This is a genomic window from Emergencia timonensis (genome assembly GCF_900086585.1).
In the GTDB taxonomy this organism is placed as follows: domain Bacteria; phylum Bacillota; class Clostridia; order Peptostreptococcales; family Anaerovoracaceae; genus Senimuribacter; species Senimuribacter timonensis.
On the sequence record NZ_FLKM01000008.1, the window covers coordinates 1288167 to 1311129 of the forward strand.

At 46.2% G+C, this 22963-nt stretch carries 18 protein-coding genes and 2 riboswitches; all 18 genes read left to right on the forward strand.

Features of this window, described 5'->3' with window-relative positions; all coding sequences use genetic code 11:
• Positions 1-119 precede the first annotated feature (119 nt).
• The 18 genes from BN6539_RS07315 to BN6539_RS07400 all read left to right on the forward strand — a co-directional run bounded on the left by BN6539_RS07315 (position 120) and on the right by BN6539_RS07400 (position 21797).
• Complete coding sequence (locus tag BN6539_RS07315; protein ID WP_067535919.1) at positions 120-1865, forward strand: SpoIIE family protein phosphatase; 1746 nt, start codon at positions 120-122, stop codon at positions 1863-1865.
• 52 nt (positions 1866-1917) lie between these two features.
• Positions 1918-2139: a hypothetical protein gene (locus BN6539_RS07320; RefSeq protein WP_147363188.1), complete on the forward strand. Its 222-nt coding sequence runs from the start codon at positions 1918-1920 to the stop codon at positions 2137-2139.
• A gap of 31 nt (positions 2140-2170) precedes the next feature.
• Positions 2171-2352: riboswitch (cobalamin riboswitch) on the forward strand.
• A 150-nt stretch (positions 2353-2502) separates the two neighbouring features.
• Entirely contained in the window at positions 2503-3252 is a 750-nt protein-coding gene (locus BN6539_RS07325) for an energy-coupling factor ABC transporter permease (protein ID WP_067535926.1), read from the forward strand.
• 2 nt (positions 3253-3254) lie between these two features.
• Positions 3255-3587 (forward strand): energy-coupling factor ABC transporter substrate-binding protein, encoded by a 333-nt coding sequence (locus tag BN6539_RS07330; protein WP_067535933.1) that lies wholly within the window; start codon positions 3255-3257, stop codon positions 3585-3587.
• Positions 3587-4363, forward strand: coding sequence for a cobalt ECF transporter T component CbiQ (cbiQ, locus tag BN6539_RS07335; RefSeq protein ID WP_067535936.1), 777 nt, complete (start codon positions 3587-3589; stop codon positions 4361-4363). The genes BN6539_RS07330 and cbiQ overlap by 1 nt, the downstream gene beginning before the upstream one ends.
• Before the next feature lie 8 nt (positions 4364-4371).
• The gene (locus BN6539_RS07340; protein ID WP_067535939.1) at positions 4372-5211 is read left to right on the forward strand and encodes an energy-coupling factor ABC transporter ATP-binding protein; all 840 of its coding nucleotides are present in this window, start codon (positions 4372-4374) and stop codon (positions 5209-5211) included.
• A gap of 134 nt (positions 5212-5345) precedes the next feature.
• Entirely contained in the window at positions 5346-7328 is a 1983-nt protein-coding gene (locus tag BN6539_RS07345; protein ID WP_067535943.1) for an Ig-like domain-containing protein, read from the forward strand.
• A 50-nt stretch (positions 7329-7378) separates the two neighbouring features.
• Positions 7379-8776, forward strand: coding sequence for a tRNA lysidine(34) synthetase TilS (gene tilS, locus BN6539_RS07350; protein ID WP_082907399.1), 1398 nt, complete (start codon positions 7379-7381; stop codon positions 8774-8776).
• 92 nt (positions 8777-8868) lie between these two features.
• On the forward strand, positions 8869-10962 hold the full coding sequence (gene ftsH / locus BN6539_RS07355; RefSeq protein ID WP_067535948.1) for an ATP-dependent zinc metalloprotease FtsH: 2094 nt from the start codon (positions 8869-8871) through the stop codon (positions 10960-10962).
• Between the two features lie 9 nt (positions 10963-10971).
• A complete protein-coding gene (locus BN6539_RS07360; RefSeq protein WP_067535950.1) occupies positions 10972-12555 on the forward strand; it encodes a PucR family transcriptional regulator in 1584 nt (527 codons plus the stop codon).
• Positions 12556-12646: 91 nt separating this feature from the next.
• The gene (locus BN6539_RS07365) at positions 12647-13477 is read left to right on the forward strand and encodes a type III pantothenate kinase (RefSeq protein ID WP_067535951.1); all 831 of its coding nucleotides are present in this window, start codon (positions 12647-12649) and stop codon (positions 13475-13477) included.
• Complete coding sequence (gene dusB / locus BN6539_RS07370; RefSeq protein WP_067535954.1) at positions 13470-14432, forward strand: tRNA dihydrouridine synthase DusB; 963 nt, start codon at positions 13470-13472, stop codon at positions 14430-14432. Before BN6539_RS07365 ends, dusB begins: the two co-directional genes overlap by 8 nt.
• A 1-nt stretch (position 14433) precedes the next feature.
• Entirely contained in the window at positions 14434-15627 is a 1194-nt protein-coding gene (locus BN6539_RS07375; RefSeq protein ID WP_067535957.1) for a hypothetical protein, read from the forward strand.
• A gap of 218 nt (positions 15628-15845) precedes the next feature.
• The gene (locus BN6539_RS07380; RefSeq protein ID WP_067535960.1) at positions 15846-17339 is read left to right on the forward strand and encodes an SLC13 family permease; all 1494 of its coding nucleotides are present in this window, start codon (positions 15846-15848) and stop codon (positions 17337-17339) included.
• A gap of 30 nt (positions 17340-17369) precedes the next feature.
• A complete protein-coding gene (locus BN6539_RS07385; RefSeq protein WP_067535964.1) occupies positions 17370-18023 on the forward strand; it encodes a hypothetical protein in 654 nt (217 codons plus the stop codon).
• Between the two features lie 15 nt (positions 18024-18038).
• Complete coding sequence (locus BN6539_RS07390) at positions 18039-19706, forward strand: thiamine pyrophosphate-binding protein (protein WP_067535968.1); 1668 nt, start codon at positions 18039-18041, stop codon at positions 19704-19706.
• 33 nt (positions 19707-19739) lie between these two features.
• Complete coding sequence (locus BN6539_RS07395; protein WP_067535972.1) at positions 19740-20885, forward strand: iron-containing alcohol dehydrogenase family protein; 1146 nt, start codon at positions 19740-19742, stop codon at positions 20883-20885.
• A 21-nt stretch (positions 20886-20906) separates the two neighbouring features.
• On the forward strand, positions 20907-21797 hold the full coding sequence (locus BN6539_RS07400) for a LysR family transcriptional regulator (RefSeq protein ID WP_067535974.1): 891 nt from the start codon (positions 20907-20909) through the stop codon (positions 21795-21797).
• A 744-nt stretch (positions 21798-22541) separates the two neighbouring features.
• Positions 22542-22623: riboswitch (cyclic di-GMP riboswitch) on the forward strand.
• The last annotated feature ends 340 nt before the right edge of the window (positions 22624-22963 follow it).

Sequence of the window (22963 nt, forward strand, 5' to 3'; positions counted from 1 at the left end):
ACATGCGCCGCTATGGCGGCGACATTTCATAAGGAACGTTTTTTGAAACATACGGAAATATCGCTTACGGTTCATATTTCCTATGTTATAAAAATCAAAGGGAACAAAGGGGAAGAAATATGGAATTTGTAGGGAACCAGATTAATTTCAAAACCGTGTTGGCCACTTTGACAGTGGCCTTCTTTATTGGTCGGATCAATCTGTTCGAAGGGACCTTTCCGGCCACAGTGGCGCTGATTACCGTCATGGTGGCGGTATCGACAGTATACATATATTTGGTGCCGGTCATTGCGGTTGCGATGCTGACTTATGGGGGAGCCGTCTTAAATCTCTATGGTGATATGATGGCTATGATATTTTGCGGGATATTTTTTCTGTTCTTTCACAATCACAGATTTACCATAAATCAGAGAACGTCAGTAGCAGTTGCCGCAGTTATTGTCTTCAACTGCGCTTATTACGCCTATGGGCATTTGACCTACCTGTTGAGCATAGAGACCATGATCAAAGAAACGATTGCGGTCATCGTCTTTATCAGAGTATTCAATACCATAGCAAGGATTCTTTTCGTAGGGAAAAATCCCATGCAGATCTCGGAAGAAAAAATTGGACTAGCCTACGAGATTTTCTTAATCTCATTAATCGGTGCCATTGATTCTGTACAAGTAGTCTTTCCACTCTGGCTGCTTGCCATTGTGGTGATTCAGTACTGCAAAGGGATTCAGCCGGCTATGGCAGCCGCCGGTATTGCGGCCGTTTTCTGGCAATGTCAGCATGTGGATTACGCAGAGCTCTTTATCGGTCTTTTTGCAGGCATGCTCACAGGATGGTTCCTGGCTTCGCTGATTGACGGAAAATATCGCAAAACGATGCTGGCGCTGACGATTTTTGCTACAATCGCATTATCTGCCAGTGACCAGATTTACGGCGCCGCGGCAGCTATGGCTCTGTTTATCGCTGTGCCGAGCGGTATCATCACCAGGTTATGGTGTGTTGGTGAGGAGCGGTTCTGTCAACAGTCTGCCACGGGAGCGGATTTGAAGCTGGAAGCGATTCGGCGTGACTTGATGAAAAAGCGGGAAGTCTTTCTCAGTCTGAGCAAGCTATACAGTGCCGGCATGGACAACAAACAGATTGTTTCTTATCAGTTTGACGGCATGGCGAGGACGGTTAATGAGCTGATGCAAGACTTGGAAGGCCGAGGTGAATCTTCTGCGGCTAGAAACGCGCCGCAGATTCTGGTGGGAAGCGCATCTTATGCCTTTGAAGCAGTGTCTGGCGATAGCTGCCTGTCCTTTTCTTTCGGCAAAAATAAGCAGGCGCTGATTATCAGTGACGGCATGGGCAAGGGCAGCCGGGCGGCCACAGAAAGCAAGCTGGTAGTTACAACCTTATCCAAGCTGCTGTCTGCCGGTTTTGACGTAGATATCGCCATGAAGACGGTCAACGCCATTTTGATGACGGGTAACAGTGCGGAGATGTTTGCCACGGTGGATTTGGCAATCATAGATAAGGTGACTGGCAGAGCGCAGATCTTTAAAATGGGCGCAGCCTCCACCTACGTAAAACACAACGGCAGCGTCTCTATGCTGAAACGGCCGGCGCCGCCGGTGGGCATTGTGGACGGACTGAAGTTAGAGTACATCGATGTAAGATTAAAAAGGGGAGACTTGCTGATTATGGTTTCTGACGGCGTCACTGACTGCGACCGCAGCGACCCTGACGGCCAGTGGCTGAGAGAGCGGCTGACGGAGCTGGGCAGCCGCGATCCAGATACAGTGGCAGAACTGATTGTAAACAAAGCAGCGGAGAAATATGGAATCAGAGAACGGGACGATTTGACCGTCATGGTGGCAGCCATTTAGGCTGCCGCTTTTTTTGTCCAATCTTATAAAATTCTGTTGCATTTTTGCCAAAATGGGCAAAATCTATGCTTTTGGAAAAAAGCTCGAAAATACTGAAATTCAGACATTTATAGGAAGAGCTTTAACGCAGTTTGATGATTTACGCTTTGAAACCGTTGCAAATACTCGCTCAAAAACTTTTTTCGAAATCGACAAAAAACACCTTTTAAGCAAAAAAGCCAGCCGAGCTTGGCAAAGCACAGTTTGCCATGGTGTTTCTTTTTCTTTGCCTTGACAAGAGCGTAAATGTCGTAGTAGAATGAAACTACAATTGAATGTAAGAAGGTCCCCAAATCGGGGTTAAAAGAGAAGCAAGTGAGAGACTTGCACGGTCACGCCGCTGTGAAGACGTAGCCACATCTCAACAATGTCACTGGGAAACTGGGAAGGCGTAGATGTGCGTGTTTGATGTCTAAGTCAGAAGAACTACCTGAATACAGCCAATTTGCACAAGGTTACGAACGATGGCCGGGTGTGAACGCGCATGGAAAACCCAAAGCGGTGTCATTGCTTATGGATTCCAGCGAGACGCCTGTCTGATTTCGGACAAGCGTTTTTATTTTGCGTGAATTTTTGTTTAACCATGAAAGGAGATAAAATGACAAAAAGGCAAAAACTAACTTTATCAATTGTTACAGCACTTTCCATTGTATTCGGTATCGTACCGACGGCAAGTGCAATGCACATTATGGAGGGCTATTTACCAGCGATGCATTCCCTTGTATGGGGAGTTATCTGCGTTCCCTTTGTAGTATGGGGTTTCATTTCCATTAAGAAAACCCTCAGCGAAAACAGAAAAGCAATTACCGTTCTGGCTATGGCTGGAGCATTCATCTTTGTTATATCATCACTGAAGATTCCTTCCGTTACAGGAAGCTGTTCTCACATGACAGGTACAGGACTGGGCGCCATTCTCTTTGGGCCTGCTTCTGTCAGCATCCTTGGAATTATCGTATTGCTATTCCAGGCAATCCTCCTTGCTCACGGCGGACTGACCACTTTGGGAGCAAACACCTTTTCCATGGCCATTGCAGGACCATTTGTTTCCTTCGGTGTGTATAAGCTCTGCGAAAAGTTAAAAGTCAACAAGATGGTCTCTGTGTTTTTGGCAGCGATGATCGGTGACATTTTTACATATTGTGTGACAAGTATTCAGCTTGCCGTTGCATATCCTTCTGAAGTAGGAGGCGTCATGGCTTCAGCTGTGAAGTTCCTGGGCGTTTTTGCGCCGACACAGCTTCCACTGGCAATCGTAGAAGGTATTTTGACGGTTGTCATCGTCATCGGCCTGGAGTCCTTTGCAAAACCTGAACTCAGATCAATAGGCTTTATTAAGGAGGGCAGATAGTCATGGAAAAGAAAAAAAGCAGAAAAGGACTCGTCATCGTCCTGCTGGTTATCGCCATTCTCATCGCAGTAATCCCATTCCTCGCCCTAAAAGGCGCGGAGTTTGGAGGATCTGACGATGCGGGCAGCCAGATGGTTGCCGAAATCCAGGGCAGCGAGTATACGCCTTGGTTTGAACCAATTCTTGAACAGTATCTGGGAGGAGAAATCCCAGGCGAAATAGAGAGTTTGATTTTCTGTCTGCAGACAGGCATCGGCGTCGGGATCGTCGCCTTTATCATGGGTCGTTTCTACGAGAGACATAAGTGGAAAAAGGATGAAGAAGAGGTAGAATAGTGATACTAATTGATAAGCTCTGTTACTTATCAAAGATCAGGTACGTTAATCCAGCAGAAAAGTTCGCCTTCGCGGTGCTGACTCTCATATTCTGTATTGTCAGTCGTTCCATCGTGATGGGGCTTTTCATCCTGGCCTTTAACAGTTTCCTGACTATAAAGATCGGCGGAATTTCAGCCAGGAGGTACGGCAATCTCATGCTGGTGCCTCTGGCTTTCCTATTGCTCAGTACGGTGGCTATCATCGTCAATCTGTCAAAGCATCCTCTGGATGCCTTTGCACTGCAGATTGGAGGCTGGTATCTGACCGGCAGCTGGAATTCTGTTTTGCACGGCCTGCAGCTCATTGTGACAGCCATGGCGGCAGTATCCTGCCTCTATTTTCTGTCTCTCAATACGACCATGACGGACATTCTTTCGGTACTGCGAAAAATGCATTGTCCCGCACTGCTTGTAGAACTGATGCTTTTAATTTACCGATACATCTTTGTATTGCTCGATGTGGCTTATTTTATCTCCACGTCGCAGAATGCCAGATTGGGTCATAAGGATCTGCGCACCTCTATCAAATCCTTTGGCGGAATGGTACAGGCGCTCTTCATCCGCGCCATGAAGCGTTCCAGGAACCTCTATGACGCCATGGAAGCCCGATGCTACGACGGCGAAATCAGAGTGCTGGAGGAGAATCATGAAGTCAGCAGACGAAATATCATAATGATTGCAGTATTTGAACTCGTTCTCTTCGGGTTCACCGTGTTTATAAAGATGCAAGGATAGGAGTTCTGATGAAAGACATCATTATCAAAGCAGATGATTTATATTTTTCCTATGATGACGAAAAGAGTTATTCCCTCAACGGCATGAGTCTGGAAATCGAAAGAGGGAAGAAGGTGGCCTTTATGGGGGCCAACGGCGCGGGGAAATCCACTTTTTTTCTCTGTCTCAATGGGATTCACAGACCGACAGCCGGCACTTTGTACGTTGACGGAGAAGCGGTAGATTATAGTAAAAAAGGACTTTTAAATCTGAGGAGCAAAGTAGGCATCGTCTTTCAAGACCCTGATAATCAGCTCTTTTCTGCCTCAGTTTTTCAAGAAATCTCTTTCGGCGCGCTGAACATCGGCATGAGTGAAACGGATGCCAAAACGGCGGTGGAACAGGTGATTGACACCCTGGAAATTACGCCTTTTATGGACAAACCGACCCACTCTCTTTCCGGCGGTCAGAAAAAGCAGGTTTCTATCGCAGATGTACTGGTCATGAATCCGGAGGTCATTATCTTGGACGAGCCGGCTTCCTCACTGGACCCTAAGCACACGGTCATTGTCAACAAAATCGTAGACATGCTGGTTGACCAGGGAATCACTGTACTGATGTCCACTCACAATGTAGACTATGCCCTGGAGTGGGCGGAAGAAATCATCTTGATTCACGATGGAAAGACTTTGATGCAGGGTTCGCCCGTAGAGGTGCTTTCAAACGGCCAGGTTCTGGAGAAGACCAATCTGAAAAAACCGGCGGCTATCGAACTCTTTGAAAGCTTGGTGAGCAAAGGTGTTCTGTCCGCCGATCTGCCAGTTCCCAAAAGCCTGAAAGAACTGGAGACTTATATCGCAAGCCTTTAACCAATAAAATATAAACTAAGAGACCGCACTGGAGACAGTGCGGTTTTGCCTTTAGGGAAAGTTGCCATATTCGGTTGAAAAATACATAAGTTCAGCGTATAATCGAAAGTAATTTAATTGAGAAGGTGAAAATAATGAAACGAATACTTGCGATATTGTTATCTCTGACCATGCTGTTTAGCTATATGCCGGCATCTGCTTTTGCGGCAGACGGTGAGACAGATGGCGGCGGACAGACTGAGGTGGAAAAAACTGATATCTCCACATTAACTTTAGGTTACTATCCTAAGTCCATCACCTATGATGGAACTGCCCAAAACCTGAGCACTCTGTATCTCGAGGAATCAAACCCCCATAAGTCTTTAAAGAAGGACATAGACTTTACAGTGGAAGTGACCAACAACATCAACGTCGGAGACATGGTGGTAACTTTGAGAGGAATTGGAGCGTACTGCGGAGAAGTTCAGCTGATTATCCCTATTTTGCCCAAGGACATCAAAGGCTGTTTTTATGTTGTAGATAAGTATACAGAAGAAGGGCATAAGCCGGGGATCAAACTTTCCTTTGGCAGCACAGCTTTAATAGAAAATGTAGACTACCAAGTAACAGACTATACGGAGAAAGAGGATAAAGGCGTTGTAACCGTAAAAGGAATCGGCAACTATACAGGCACTAAAAGCATCAACTATACTGTGGGCAGAGATATAGCCCGAGCTGACGCCACATTGTATCAGGACGGTGAATTTGTCTACACGGGCCGTTACCAATTTCCATCAGTAAAAGTGACCTACAATGGCGAGCGGCTGAGGGAGAGTTACGACTATAAAACTACATACAAGAACCACATGGAAGTGGGGACTGCTACGATTACAATTACTGGTATCGGTAAGTTTCACGGAGAGAAAGAGATTCATTTTACCATCAAGGGAAAAGAGCAGAAAGTCACCCCTGCCAAAGCAGTCTATGATGCGTATATAAGGAGTCAGCCTTTCAAAATTGAAGCAGAGGCTACGGGAGACGGAACCGGTTTCTCTTACACCTCTAGTAATCCGGCAGTTGTCACGGTAGATGCAGAAGGCATGGTTCATGCTCACAGTGAAGGAACTGCCGTGGTGACACTGAGAACTGTCGGCATGAAAGGTTATGCAGAAGCTTCTGCGCAGGTGACTGTCAACGTAAAACGCAGCAGTATTGACTTTGGAACTATTTTAGCAGAAGAAAAGGGTTTGTCTGCCTCTATCAATAAGCTGACTGCGGAAAAAATCGTGTCGGCATCTGTTTTCATCGGAGAAACGGAATATTCCTGTAAGATTGAAGATAAAGGGACCCAGGCGTTGATCAAAGCGACTTATCCGGAACAGAAAAAGGGACGGGAAATCAAAATCGTAGTAAAAGATGATCTCGACAAAGAAATTACAAAGACTGTAAAAGTAAAAAATGCAGTGATTGAACTCAGTGTCAATAAGATTTACGATAAAAGTACCTCAATCAAGGGAAAGACATACCCGGGAATGACTGTGAAAACGGTACTGAACGGAAAACTCTATCAGACAAAAGCCGGGAGCGGCGGCGCTTTTTCACTGAAAATTCCGAAACAGAAAATAGGTAAAAGTATTAAGATTACTGTTATCAGCGAAAATGGGAGTACCAAATCCATAAGCAAGAAGGTCTATAAGAGAACAGGCAGCAGCGTGGCCAGCAAATATTATGTTCTGCGGACCTCAAAATACGTTTATGTACGCTGCAGAGGCGCTTCTCAAGGCGATGTGATAAAAGTAAAAATCAACGGGAAGATCTATAAGAAAAAAATTGGAAAGACGAGCGGCAGCCCGACTGTAAAAATTTATACTGGCAAACATACAACGGGTTCTGCTGTCTACATGTACCTGTATAATTCTCATAATCAGAAGATTTGTTCCAGAAAAACCAAGGTGTATTTTGGCAATAAGCTCTATGTTGGAATGACCAGCAGCCAGGCGCTGCAGACCACATGGGGTAAGCCGATTGCAAGATACCAATATCCCGGTTACCAAATTTGGCTGTTCCAAAGCGGTGAAACAGTGGGATATGCATGTATTCAAGGCGGTAAAGTGACAGAAGTGGGTTATATATATTAGTGCAATAAAATCTTTTAAAACCCACCTGTTTGTGGTATACTTACTCTGTTATGATTAGAGAAACAGTGTTAAACACGATCAGGGAACATCATTTAATTGAAAAAAATCAGCACATCGTCATCGGCCTCTCGGGAGGTCCTGATTCGGTGTGCCTTTTTCATGTTCTGCAGAACTTGGCGAAAGAGTGGCCACTGACACTTCATCCGGTCCACGTCAATCACAAGTTCAGACCGGGTGATGCGGAAAGCGATCAGGCTTATGCAGAGCAAATCGCAGATGAGGCCGGCTGTCCGTGCAGGACCTTTGTCTACGACTGCAGCAAAATTGCCGCTGAAGAAAAGATTACTTCCGAAGAGGCTGGCCGTAAAGTGCGCTACCAGGCCTTTGCAGAGGTGGCCGCAGAGGTAGCAGCGGAGGGAATCCCGAGAGAAAACATCAAGATTGCCGTGGCGCAGAACGCTGACGATCAAGCGGAGACTATTTTGTTCCGCATCTTACGCGGGGCTGGAACGGACGGGCTTTCCGGCATCAGCTACAGACGCTTTGATGAATACGGAAATGAAATCATACGACCGCTGCTGGATGTCAGCAAAGCGGAGATCTTGGCCTATTGCACAGAGCATGATCTGCGCCCCTGCATCGACCATACCAATTTAGAACCGATTTACGCGAGAAATAAAATTCGCTTAAATCTGATTCCCTATCTGGAAAAGGAATATAACACGAATATAAAGGATACAATGATTAGAATGGGGAAAACTGCCTCTGTAGACAAAGACTTTTTGTGGCGGCAGGCCCTTGAGACTTTTGCAGATTTGGTCAAAGAAAAGAGTGAAAACAGCGTTCTGATGGACGGTGCAAAACTTCGCCGCCTGCACCGTGCGGTACGCCAGAGAGTTTTTGCCAAAGCCTTTCACAGCATCGGTCTGACAGAAGACCTGGCCTTCATCCATTTTGACGGCTGTGAAGAGATCGCCTTTCACCCGAAGCCGTCTGCACGGTTTGATCTGCCGAGAGGATATTATCTGACAAAGGTTTATGACGATGTCAAGGCTGCAAGAGCTGCGCCCTTGCAGACGAGGACTGTCCACGTGGCAGTTTTGTCCAAGGAAGATTATGAAAAACGAAAACTACCTAAAGATAAACATGCGGTTTTTGACTATGATTTGATTAGAGCGGCTTTTGGGGAAAATGCGGAAGCACAGATCACCTTGAGGAAGCGTATGGCAGGAGACTTTATCACAATCTTCGGCGGCAAGACGAAAAAACTGCAGGATTACTTGGTGGACCGCAAGATTCCAAAGGACGAAAGAGACAGCGTAGAGCTTGTTGCAATCAACCGGGAGATTCTCTGGATTCTGCCGCACCAGGGCAGGGGCCGGTATGCAGCCAGATACAAACTGTGTGAGGATACAAAAAAGGTGATTTGTATTGAAATAAATTGTTGAATATGATAAAATTATAAGACTGTTTTGTTAAGAGAGAACAAATTTGTATTACGAGAATTTGGGAATATAGATATGGGAGGAGAAAAACGAAATTGAAGAAATTCGCAAAGAATATCAGTATTTACTTAGTGATTTTTGCTCTGGTGTTAGCAGCGGCCTTTTTCTATAATGGCAGCGGCGGCTCAGAGTACAAACTGGTAAAATTTTCGACGCTAACCAATTATTTGGAGCAGGAGAAGATAACCGAGATCAAGATTGAAGACACGAAGATTACGGGGAAGATAGGAAAAGACAAATATGTCTATGCTTATGCGCCGTATATCACAGAGATCAACTGGCTGGAGGAAAACTATATTTTCCCGCAGATGCAGGAAAAAAAGCTGACCGTTGAGACGCCAAAACCGTCTTCCGGTTCCACCATTCTCAGTCTGCTGCCTACATTGATCATGGTAGTGGCGCTGGGTTTCTTGTTCTATCTGATGATGAATCAGGGAGGCAACGGCAAGGCATTTTCCTTCGGGAAGAGCAAGGCGCGGCTATATAAAGGAGAAGGCAAGAAGATCACCTTTGACGAAGTGGCCGGGCTGGACGAAGAGAAGGAAGAGCTTTCAGAAGTCGTAGACTTCTTGAAAGATCCGCGCAAATACAAAGAAGTAGGCGCCAGAATACCGAAAGGTATTTTGTTAGTCGGCCCTCCGGGAACAGGTAAAACCTATGTCTCTAAGGCGACTGCAGGTGAAGCAGGCGTACCGTTCTTCACCATCAGCGGTTCTGACTTCGTAGAGATGTTTGTCGGTGTCGGCGCATCGAGAGTGAGAGACTTATTTGACCAGGCTAAAAAGAACGCGCCTTGTATCGTTTTCATCGACGAAATCGATGCAGTCGGACGGAAAAGAGGCGCAGGTCTGGGCGGCGGCAACGATGAAAGAGAACAGACGCTCAATCAGCTGCTGGTTGAGATGGACGGATTCGGAGAGAACTCCGGCATCATCATTCTGGCTGCGACCAACAGACCGGACGTATTGGATCCGGCTCTGCTGAGACCGGGCAGATTTGACCGACAGGTGGTCATTGGCATTCCGGATATCAAAGGCAGAGAAGAGATCATCAAAGTCCACTCCAAAAACAAGCCGCTGTCTGACGAGGTTTCTCCGAAGATTTTGGCGAGAAGAACGCCGGGATTTACACCGGCCGACATAGAGAACCTGCTCAACGAAGCCGCTTTGATTACGGCCAGAAGAAACGGCCGCAAGATCAGAATGGCAGAAATTGAAGAAGCTGCCACCAAGGTAATGGCTGGACCTGCTAAGAAGAGCAGAGTGATCAGTCCGGAAGAGAGAAAGCTGACAGCGTACCACGAAGCAGGCCACGCGATTGTCATGAGAAGTCTGCCGGATTCAGATCCAGTGCATCAGATTACAATCATTCCGAGAGGCAATGCCGGCGGATTCACCATGTCTCTGCCAGAGAAAGACAAAGGCTTTGAGACGAAGAATGGCATGCTTAACAGCATCAAACACCTGCTGGGCGGACGTGTCGCTGAACAGCTGACCCTGGACGATATCAGCACAGGCGCCAGCAATGACATCATGAGAGCGACGGAGATTGCCAGAGCAATGGTTACAAAATACGGGTTCAGCGATAAGATCGGACCTGTCAATTACAGCGAGTCTGACGAAGTATTCCTGGGCAAGGATTTCTCAACGAGGAAAAATTACTCAGAAGGAATCGCCACAGAAATCGACCATGAGGTAAAATCCATCATTGAAGAAGCTTACGAAGTGACATCTCGCATTCTGACTGACAATATGGATAAGCTGGAGAGAGTAGCACAAGCCCTTCTGGAGGTGGAAACGCTCGACGGCGAGCAGTTCGAAGCACTGTACACTGGTGAAGTTGACGCCCAGGGTCTGGCAGAACTGGTAAAAGAAAAAGAAGAAGAAATTCAGAGAGTCAACGCAGAGGAAGCGGCTGAATTCGAGAGAATTCGCAAAGAAGAAGAGGAAAAACTGGCTGCTGAACTTGCAAAATATGATACTGACTATATGGATGACGAAGACCATCCATCTGATTCCGATGACGACACTGAAAGCGGAGAAGGGAAAGAAGCTATAGGTGAAGACAGTTCCGACGACGAAACAGCCAAAACGCTGACAAAAAAAGAGGAACCTAAGGAAGAAGAATAGAGGTAATTTATGAAAATAACTGTAAATGATTGTTTGAGTTTGGAGTCATTCAGCCCCAGCATTCTTGCGGCAGGAAAACGAAATATTGGCAACAGGGTCCGTTCCGTTTCGGTAATGGACGCTGCCAATGTGGAGACTGCCATAAAAAATAACGGGGTCAGGGAACAGATTGTTCTTACATCATTTTACGGAATGACGGGCAAGGAAAAGCTGCAATGCGAAGTTGTCAAAGGCCTGGCAAAGGAGGGAGTCAGTGCGCTGGTCATTTTTCATGTTGAAAAAGGTCTGACCGGAGCGGACAGCGAAGTCATTGAAACGGCCGAGCAGGTGGGACTTCCTTTGATTGTCATACCGAAAAATAACAAAGCAGAGTATTCTGACGCCATTGAACAGATCATGGACAAACTTCTATACGGCGACAATTTTAAAAACAGCTTGATTAACAATACCATCTATCATCTGCTGAACTTTGAAAAACATAAGACCTTTCAGGCAGCGCTGAGAGAGGCTGCCGTAAGCAACGACTTTCAGGTGGTGCTCTTATCAAAGGACTTTAATCCGATTTTGTCCATTGAGACAAGACAGAAGACTACCATCGCTGATGCAATCAGAATGGGGAAAGAACGAGATGTTGAAAAGGCGGGCATCTACACCTTTATCGATGTCAACGGCGTTCTGACCTATTGGGGTCCCATCACAATCAATAAAGAAAAGTACTTCCTCTTTATCGTAGACAACGAAGACAACTATTCAGCGGGGGAGATAACCAAGCTGGCGGAAATTATTGAGCTGGCGATGGGCATGTGGAAATACACGCCGGAAAGAGACGTGAGAGCCGAACTGATTAAGGCTTTGATCAGAGGCAACAAATCACTGGCTTATTCTTTAAAAGACGAGATGGAGATCAAAGCGGACAACATCCTCAGCGTTTTCTATGCCAAAGGTATCGAAAACAACCAGGGCAATGGAGTCATCAGCGAATTTGAAAAGAAAGAGAATATCGAGGTTCTCAGGATTACCGAAGGGGAAGAAACCTACGGCATGATTCTGAAGAACGGTGAAAAGCCGGAGGATGAAGAAACGACGCAGAAGTCCAGCTGTCTGGTGCTCTTCGACAAGTTGAAAGAGGGCAGCAAGACGGTGAGAATCTTCCATGCCACGGGTGTTGACGGAATCGAGGGTGCAGGCGACGCCTTCAGGCTGATCAGCGAAACCTGGACTTTTGTGGAAAGCGTTTTTCCTTATAAGAGAGTATTTACCAAATATGAACTTGCTCTGGTTTCTAACTGTATCAATTTGCAGGTACAGGGCGGGTATTTAAAGAAGAACTACATGGATCTTCTGGAACCCTTTAGAAAAGAAATGGGAGAAAATAAAGCAAAACAACTGCTGGAGACTTTAGAGACTTTTGTTCTCGACGCCGGGATGAACAGTGGCAAAACCTCAGAGTTTATGGGGATTCATACCAACACTGTGCAATATAGACTGAAGAGAATCAACGAAGTCCTGGGCGCAGAAATCACCGGAAATCGCGTTATACCGGGATTGACTATGGCCCTGGCCCTCAAAAGGCTTGACAGAGTTGTGAAATAGTACGACCGATTGCATTTTGTAAAGTCGTGAAATCACAACATAAGGCCTGTCCCGCAAATTGGGTCAGCGCCATTAGGAATGGAGAAAGACAATGCTTTTAGCTTTTGACGTTGGAAACAGCAACATCGTACTTGGAGTATTCAAAGACGGAAAGCTGGTCACCAACTGGAGAATCGAAACAGACAACAACAAAAGTGCCGATGAGTACGGCATGATCGTAACCCAGCTCTTTCAGTATGAAGGGCTGCAGGCATCGGACGTAAAAGACATCATTATTTCTACCGTTGTACCGTCAGTTCTCTACACGCTGCAGCACTTGGCCATGAAGTATTTTAAAAAGCGCGCCATCACTGTAGAATCCGGTGTAAAGACTGGACTGGTTGTAAAGTATGACAACCCTAAACAAGTAGGGGCCGACAGAATTGTCAATGCTGTGGCCGCCTACCAAAAATACGGCGGACCTTTGATTATCATCGATTTTGGAACAGCGACCACGTTCTGTGCGGTGACTGAGAAGGCCGAGTACTTAGGCGGATCCATTGCCCCGGGTCTGAAGATTGCATCTGAGGCGCTCTTTGAAAAGACCTCGAAGCTGCCAAAGGTAGAACTGGAGGAGCCTGGTCAGACGATCTGCAAAAATACCATTCAGAGTATGCAGTCCGGGCTTGTTTACGGACACATGGGAATGGTGGACTACATCGTAAAAAAGATGAAAAGAGAGTTGGAGGCCATTACGGAATCGGGCAAAGCGGTCACAGTTGTCGCAACTGGCGGTCTGTCTACGCTGATTGATGACGGGGTAGACTGTATCGATCATGTGGACAAGATGTTGACCCTGGAAGGGCTTGAAATCATCTATCAAAAAAATAAGAAGCCGGCAAAACCGTGCAAGGAAAAAAAGGAACCAATACAGAATGAGTAAAAGCTTGAAAATAGGAAATATTGAACTTGATAATCCTTTTCTTCTGGCTCCACTAGCAGGAATTACAGACGCTCCCACTCGCAGAATCTGCCGCGAGATGGGAGCGGCTTTGGTCTATTCGGAAATGGTCAGCGGAAAAGGCCTGTATTACGGCGACAGGAAGACAGACCAGCTGCTCTTTCTCTACGAGGAGGAAAAGCCGGTGGCATATCAGGTCTTCGGAAGTGAACCGGAGATCATGGCATTCACTGCCCGCGCATTAGAAGAGCGGGAAAATGCGATTCTGGATATCAACATGGGATGTCCTGTACCGAAAATTGTAAAGAATGGCGAGGGTTCGGCGCTTTTGAAGCGATTGGATCTAGTTTATGATTTGATTTCTGCCATGGTCAGCAATACGAGCAAGCCGGTGACGGCAAAAATACGCATCGGTTTTGACAAATCCTGTATAAATGCCGTGGAGACGGCAAAAGCTATTGAGGAAGCCGGCGCGGCGGCAGTTGCTGTTCACGGTAGGACGAGGGAGCAGTATTACAGTGGAAAAGCGGACTGGACGCAGATAAGGGCCGTGAAAAATGCGGTCAGCATCCCTGTCATTGGCAACGGAGATGTGGTGGACGGCGATTCTGCCATGGCTATGATGGAGGAAACCGGCTGTGACTTTGTGATGATTGGTCGTGGCGCTCTGGGAAACCCCTGGATTTTCCGCGACGTTCTGGCGGCTTGGAAGGGAGAACCACAGCCAGAATTGCCAAATCTTGTCGAAAAAAAAGAAATGATGCTGCGTCATTTTCATGATATGATAGAATTAAAGGGCGAATACGCCGCAGTCCGCGAAATGCGTAAATTTGTGGGCTGGTATCTCAAGGGCATTCCCGGAAGCGCCGCTTTGCGAGGAAAAATCAACTTAATTGACGATGCCCGGGAGCTGACTACTGCGATAGGAGAACTTTAAGATGAAAACCAAAAAGATATTGGTACGTTTCTTTATTGTCTGCATGGTTGTCATGTCTTTTACGACAACAGCTTTTGCAAACATTGTGGACGACCTTAAGAAAGAACCCAATGCTATGGCGCTTGTCACCATAGATAATGAAGACTGCACAGAAATTGCTAATTTAAAAGACCTGAGTGTGCGGATTACCGCACCTGGTACGAATATCAATATTATCATTCCCGTTGAAGAAGTGAAAGAGGATGGAGAGACACTGGGTCTTTGGCTGGGTTATCCCAAAGACCGGATCAGCGATGCCATTATGAAGGAACTGGCGGAAGTGCAGGGGAATATAGATTTGGGCACCTATGAAAAGGATCCGGAAAAATTTCTCACAGACATAGATAACGTCTTGTCGAAGTTTCATGTGGAGATCATCGGTCTGCCAGAGAATCATTATTCTGTTGTCAGCAGTTCCATCATTCTCACAAATGATATCTTCCAGCAGATTGTGGACATGTTCAAGGAGTTGATCAAAGAGGAAGTTGGCGATTTTGACAGTTTTGCATCCCTGATTGACGTGCTGCTTCAGGACGCCGGCCTGACAATGGATCAGTTCTTGGCAGAACTGGAACCTGAAGACGCGGAGGCGGTCAAGAATTTGATTGAAAACCTGGACCCTCTGCTGGCCTATATCACCAGTTCGGATTTCACCGGCCTTCTCATCGCAGGCGCCGAGCTGGCCTGCGAGTGTCCGTCCATAGATTACTTCCAGATTATTCACAAGTACTACCAGCGGACTGACGGCAGGTTGAAGCTGATGGCTACGGTTTATGAAGGCAGCTATGATGATTACTTTGAGGGGAAATGCCTTCAGGGCTATACAGGGGATATCATCAAGGCGAAGGACTTTGTAAACTGTAAATATGACGGACAGTTATTCGACTATATGGGCAGCTATGATTCTTACGTCCTCTACGACAATTACAAGTGGTCAGATTATGAGCTGGATTCTTTTACGCTGGGAGACTGGCAGACGGACGGGCTGATACTCCGATATGTAATCGACAAAGAAAAAGAGGCCGTGACGGAGAAGCCAGTTTCAACACAGACGCCAGATACAGGAGATCGGGCCTCCCTTGGGATGTATATCGTGCTGCTGTTTACCGCACTGGGTGCCAGTGGTGCCATTGCTGGTCATCGGAGGAAGAAGTAATACCCTGCGATAAATATAATTTATCGTGTTCAATTTTAAAAAAATGTAGAACAGTCATAAAAAGCTGTTTTGCATTTTTTTTTGATTTTTTGTACGAAAAATGAAGAAAAATTATAATTTTTATTTATTGTTTTAGAGTGTTTACTAATTTTACTTATAATCGGTAGCGTGTTAGAATTTTATCAATCCGATCGATCGAAAAGACTAAGGAGGAAAAAATGAAGAACTTAAACAAAAAGAAGGATATATCGTACTATATCAAAGCCCTTATCGGCATACTGATCATGCTGCTTTTCCCGATTCTTCCGGCACCAGCGCCGATTACAACGGTGGGCATGGTGATTATCGGGCAGCTGCTGGGACTGATTATCCTGTGGACTTTCGTGGATATGATGTGGCCGACCTTTCTGGCCATCATTTTGTTCGGGCTTCACGCCCTGGACGTTTACCCTGCATCATGGCAGACCAACGGAATCTACGAAGCGGGACAGCAATCCTTTGGTAACTGGATCGTACTGTTTGCCCTGGGCTGTTCGATTTTGTGTGTACTGCTGGAGGAATCAGGGATTATCCGAAGAATCGTATTTTGGTTCATTACCAGCAAACAGGCGAAGAACAATGCATGGACTTTCAGTTTCATGTTCCTCTTTGCAACGATGGCCATTTCGCTGTTTTTAGACTGCGTGGCGGCAGAATTCTTCATGCTCGGGATTGCACATGAAATATTTGCAATCTTCGGTTTTAAAAAGGGCGACAAATGGCCGAAATATATGGTAATCGGCATTACCTTCACGGTTATTTTGGCTTTTGCCATGACGCCGATCTGCCATACCGCAAGCATCTTGTTCATGGGGATTTACTCAGGAATCACCGGTCAGGCAGCCAATGTGCTGGGCTACATGCTGGTAGGTATTCCGGTAGGGTTTGTCATCTGGTTCCTGATGCTGCTTTGGTTCCGCTTTGTGGTCAAACCGGATATCTCTCACTTTGACAAAATTGACTTTGCTGCAATTGAAGCGATGCGGCCTGGTGCAATGGACAAGAAAGAAAAGCTGGTGGGAGCAGTTAGCATTCTGGTTCTGATACTTTGGATTATACCAGGTTTTCTGTCATTCCTGGCACCGACCTCAAGTGTCTTCCTGTTTATGGACAACTTGACGGCTACAGCGCCGCTGTTTATCGCCATTGTATTCCTTGCAATCGTTCGTATTGAAGGGAAACCGGTATTAGATTTACATGCCGCCATGAAGAAGGTGGACTGGCTTTCGATTGTGTTCCTGGCAGGCATCCTGATGATTGCGACTGCCATGGGTGAAGCAACCACCGGTATTCCGGATTTTATTGCCAAGAATATCATCCCACTGGCAGAAGGCAAAAGCCCGTATGCAGTCATTGCGCTCTTTGCCGTACTCAGCTGCGCCATCACGAACATTGCCAACAACATACCAGTAGGCATTATCTTTGTCAGCGTTGGCGTGCCGCTTGCGCAGGCGGCGGGAATCAATCCGTTCCTGCTAGTCGTCACCATTTGCATCGCAGCCAACATGGCTTATACGATACCGCCAGCCTTTGTACCTATCGGCATGGCTTATTCTGACGAATGGTGTGAAGGGAAATCCGTTTTAAAGAACGGACTTGTTATGACGGTTATCAGTTGTGCGTCGCTGGCGCTGCTGATTTACCCTCTGGGGAATCTGATTCTCGGAGCTTAAAATATTGAATATGTGATGGAGGAAAAACAAATGTATACATTAAGACTATATCAGGACTATGTTCCAGCAAATATCGAGTGCAGGCAGATTGAGTCGCAGCATTCCATCCTTTATGTACTACGGGGAGGCGCAGAAATCAATGGCGAAGCAGTCGCAGCAGATCAGGCTGTTTATTGTAAGGATAGCATCTTTATAAAGACGGCAGAAATGGATGCCGTTATCTGGCGGTGGGAGATTGTCAGAGAGGAAGCTGCAAACACCTATTTAGAAGGAGGCCCAGTACAAAGCAAGCTTGCAATCAGCAGGAAGGTGCAGATGTTTGAATTGACCTCCCGCAGTAAGTGGCTGTTCAGACTGGACTGTATCTATGGCAATCTGGGTTCAACAGGACTGCATTCCCATCCGGGTTCCGGCATCCGCTGCTTGCTTGAGGGAAATCTCCATGTGCGCGGCGTCATTGGGGAATGCTCAGACAACACTAAAACAGGAGACGCATGGTATGAAGAAGGTTCCTATCCGATTATTTCGACCACCTATGGCGATGAACCGGCTGCATTCCTGCGGGGGATGATTCTGCCTGTAGAATATGATGAATATCCAGACACAGCGATGTGGATTGAGGGAGAAAAGAAGGTCCAAAGTTCATGGAAGAATTACTCTCAGCAAGTCATCATGCTCAGATAGTCAAGGAGTATAAAGATGAAGAAAGTAAAAGGAAGTAAAGCCTTAATAGAGTTACTGAAGCATCATGGAACGGAATGTGTATTTGGAATTCCAGGTGCAACAGAGATTTTTTTCATGGAAGAGCTGGAAAGAACACCGGAAATAAAGTTCATTCTTGCCCTCAATGAAATGGTTTGTGTGGGGGCGGCGGAAGGATATGGCAGGGCAAAGGGAAAGCCAGCGGTGCTGAATCTGCATACCGGACCTGGGATGGCCGCAGCGATGCCCCTCCTGCTCAATGCGAAATACGGAAAAGTGCCCATGGTCATCCTGGTCGGACAGAATGACACCCGCCTCCTCGTAAAGGATCCACAGTTATCGGGGGATATCGTCTCAATGGCAAAGCCGGTAGTGAAGTGGGCGACAGAAATCCATCGCGGACAGGACATTCCAGTGGCAGTGAATCGGGCTTTCAAAATGGCGATGCAGCCGCCGATGGGACCGGTGGCTGTGTCGATTCCCTCGGATTTAATGAATGAAGAGGTGCAGCTCGATTTACGTTCTTTGCCGCCTTATGGATATAATGCAGGCAGGGGTGACAGCCACCAGATTGCCCATGCAAAATCCTTGATTTTACAGGCAGAGAATCCAGTACTGCTGGTGCAGGAGGGCGTGGCGCGCGCCAGGGCCCTCGCTGAAACGGTAAAGTTTGCTGAACTCTTGGGTGCGCCCGTGTATCAAATCTGGATGGGGGACGTCAATTTTCCGGTCAGGCATCCTCAGTACCGCGGGGATATCGATTCGACCAGCCCACAGATGGTAAGAGTGCTGTGCGAATCGGATCTTCTGATTGAAATCGGGGGACAGTTGTTTAACGATGCATTTTACAGCGATGCAGAGGCATTGCCAGAGGCGCTCCCTGTCGTACAAATTGACGACGACCCATGGGAGCTTGGAAAGAACTTCCCCGTGGACTGCCCAATCCAAGGAGATATCAGAGAAGTCCTTGCAGAACTGAATGGACTGCTAGAAAAAGAGTACGATTTGGCGGAAAAGGCGGCAAAGAGAAGGAAACTGTTGGCTGCAGAGTCGGAAAGACAACAGGAGGCGCTGTCAAACAAGATAGAGGCTGAAAAGAACCGGCAGCCTGTAGCAGTGACTGCGTTGATGGCCGGTGTATCTGCGGCGATGACTGACAAAACTTACATCGTCGATGACTGCTGGTCTTCTTCGGCCATGCTTCGCGCTATTGTAGACTTTAAAGACGAAAAGAGTCTTTATCGTCCGCGTAACGGAGGTAGTATCGGCTTCGGCCTGCCTGGGGGTCTTGGCGTCAAGCTGGCCTGTCCGGAAAAGGAAGTGCTGGTATTATCAGGGGACGGTAGCGCAGCTTGGTCTATGCAGACTTTCTGGACGGCAGCGCATTATCGAATACCGGTCATTATGATCATTACCAACAACGGAACTTACCGTCAGGTCAAAACCGTCCGAAAGAGGATTTTGGGGGATTATCCCTTGAATGAACCTCATCTGGGGATGGAAATTGATAATCCAGTCATTTCCTTTATGGCACTTGCCAAATCCATGGGGGTTTCCGGATGTCAAGTTCATAAGGCAGTGGAACTCAGCAAAGCGATAGAAAATGGAAGGAACTGCAAGGAACCATATTTAATCGAGGTCTTTGTTGAAAACAGGCCAGATTAGAAATTGCCACAATATGTGCAGGAAAGGAATAAAATGAGGTATAATTTTACAGTTAAGAGTAATATCCATTTTGGCTCGGGGTCAATGAGCGCCCTGTCAGAGATTTTGTCCGGCTATGCCTTTGAAAAAGTAATGATCGTCTATGATGGCGGAGTAAAAGCTGCCGGCATTACGAAAAAAATTCTTGCGGAAGTAGAGAAAAGTGAAACATCCTATTGTTGTTTTGACGAAGTAATTCCAAATCCTACTAACGAAGTGGTTGAAAAGGCAGCACGGATTGCAAAGGAAAACAGAGTGAAGGGATTGATCGCTATCGGCGGTGGAAGCAGCATCGATCTTGCTAAGGCTGTCAACATTTTAATGACAAACCCTGGCGCAATCGGAGATTATGGAGGGATAAACACTGTCAAAGAACCCTGCCTGCCATTGATCGCCATACCGACCACGGCAGGAACTTCCAGTGAAATTACCAATGTATGTGCCTTGATTGATACACAAAGGGTTGTAAAGTATGTTATAATAGACAACAAGATTATTGCATCAGATATCATTGCTGATCCGGAGTTGACTCTGACTATGCCAAAATCAGTCACAGCGGCGACGGGGATGGATGCCATAACCCATGCGATGGAGAGCTACATTTCTAATATGGCAACGCCACTGACAGAATATCATTCCCTCAAGGGTTTAAAGATTCTCTTTGAGAATATCCGGAGGGCATATGAGGATGGATCAAATCTTGATGCGAGAGAACAGATGATGCTGGGATGTATTATCACAGGATTTGGATTTTCTAATGCAAATCTGGGAATGGTTCACGCAATCGCGCATACACTGAGCGCACACTTTGCTATTGCCCATGGAATGGCTAACGCGGCAGTGCTGCCGTATGTAATGGAATTTAATATGCCGGCTTGCAGAAAGAAGATGGCTCAGATAGCAGAAGCGATAGGCCTTAAAAATAGCGGAGACGCAACTGCAGACAGCGCAGCGGTGGTGCAGGCGCTAAAAGAATTGTGCGATGCGGTTGGAATCCAAACATTATCTCAACTGGGTATTCATAGGGAAGATTTTGATGTTATAGCCGCTGACGCACTAAAGGAGGCGCCACTGCAGTTTAATCCTCGTCAAAATGTCTCTAAAGAGGATATTCTCTTTATCTTGGAGAGCGCTTACTAACTACATGGGAAGGTGTCAATTATGGATTTGCGTCAACTACAGATATTCGTATCACTTTCGAAAACCTTGAACTTTTCTGAGACGGCGAGGAACAGCTTTATTACACAGCCTGCAGTGAGCCATCACATAAAGTCACTAGAGATGGAACTGGGAACGGCCCTGCTTTATCGAAAAGGCCACAAGGTAATCCTAACAGAAGAGGGCGAAGTGTTCTTGGAGCATGCGCTGGACATCTTAAAGACGGAAGCCCGGGCAAAGACCATTATCAAAAACATGACCGACGGGATGAAGGGTGTCATTAAGGTAGCGGCAATCCCTACACTGAATGAGGAGTTATGCTGCTGCCTGGCTGAACTATCAAAGAACCACCCTAAAATACAGGTAATCATCGATCAGATGGAAGGTGACGAGTTCATGCGTTGCATCAGTGCAGACGAGTATGATTTCTACTTTGGCGCGAACCGAATGTTTTCAAATTTGGTAGGCTATAATCAAGTGATTACCAAGAAAACCAGGTTGAAGTTGTTCGTCCACAACGAAGTTGTTGAAAAAAACGATGTGACGGATTGGGAGGCTCTCAAAGATCTGCCATTTGTCTCCATCAGTCCCACCGATACGGTGCTCACCGAGCAAGTGCTCGAAATTTGCACGAAGAGAGGCTTTACGCCAAATATCATCAACTATTACAATCGGGCTGAATTGGTGCCGCTGGCAGTCAATGCAGGAATCGGCATTGCCATTCTTCCGGCGCCCCTTGAAGAAGGAAATCCTTTTCTGAATGTCAGAACCTTTGACATCAACGATGAAGGAGCAGAGCTTTTTCACATTATTGCCTGGAGAAAACTTAGGAATTCTGCTTCGGTGGAATTTCAGAAGGTGATTGATAAATTGTATATGAAACAAAACAATTGACATTGTTAAGACCCTTGCCGGCTCTGAATAAGAGCCGGCTTTTTAGGTTGGAATTAGAAACGTAGGATAGGCGCGATTACTTATTTTAAGCACTTGTTACCTGAATAATGCCATATTGCTAACGAGACAAGACGAATCCTGCTAACATCAATAAAGAATGAAAAAAATCGACAGCAGTTAAGGCATAATGGACTGGCAGGATATAAAGATACTTGCAAAGTGCTGTGCAAGGGACAATCATGACCAGAATCATTTTTTAAACCTGGAGCTGGCAACTATTTTACTTTCCAATTTGAAGGTGTAAATGTAAATACCTGTCGAAAAAAACTGGAGTATACGACATAACCGCAATCAAGAATGGCATATTGAAAACACATGAAAATACTTTATATTCAGCAAGATGGATCAAAACAAATAGAGGGAGTTGTAGCGAAATGAATAGAACACTAACTTGGTTTGCAATGCAGGCACACGGTTTGCCAATATTGGGAGTGAAGTAAACAGGGCGATTCAGTGGAGACGACGAGGGGATGTACAGCGTTCTGTTAATTTCTGTAGTAAGGCAATAGAATTATTGGATTAGACTTTTGATTGAAGAACTGAAAGATTATTTCTTGGGGGAAAATGTTTGGAAACCTTATTGGAATAGAATAAACTCTTTCGTTTTAATATAAATCTGCGGAAACTCAAGAAAGATTCGGCATTGAAGAAAAAAGAAAAAAAGTGTATACTAGAAGATAGAAAAATTGAAAAGAGCAAACTTGTCGAAAGGCAGGGACGCAAAGCTATAGGGCCTGTTCCAGAAGGATGGCTGCCAGTTGCCAATGTAATATCAGATTGTATATTTATGATTTGAGACAGGCGTTGGCCTGTCTCTTTTTTAATAACATAGGAAATATCGTCCAAAGGACGTATTTCCGTATGTTTCATCGTTTGCTTTACTCACTCCTCCAGTCGCTAACGTGCCTTTCGCTGTCCGTTTCGCTCGAGCCAGCTAAAGCTGGGGCGAAAGGGCAAAGAGCGTACCTTGCGAAGCGTCGCCCCTTGCGGGCGGCATGTGGAAATGGGAATCTTGAAGCCCTAGCCCGATTTACTTTAAGTAAATCGTTGGCAGGTCTCATGCGAAAAGTCCCCAAATCTTGATTTGGCAGACTTGACCGCTTGAT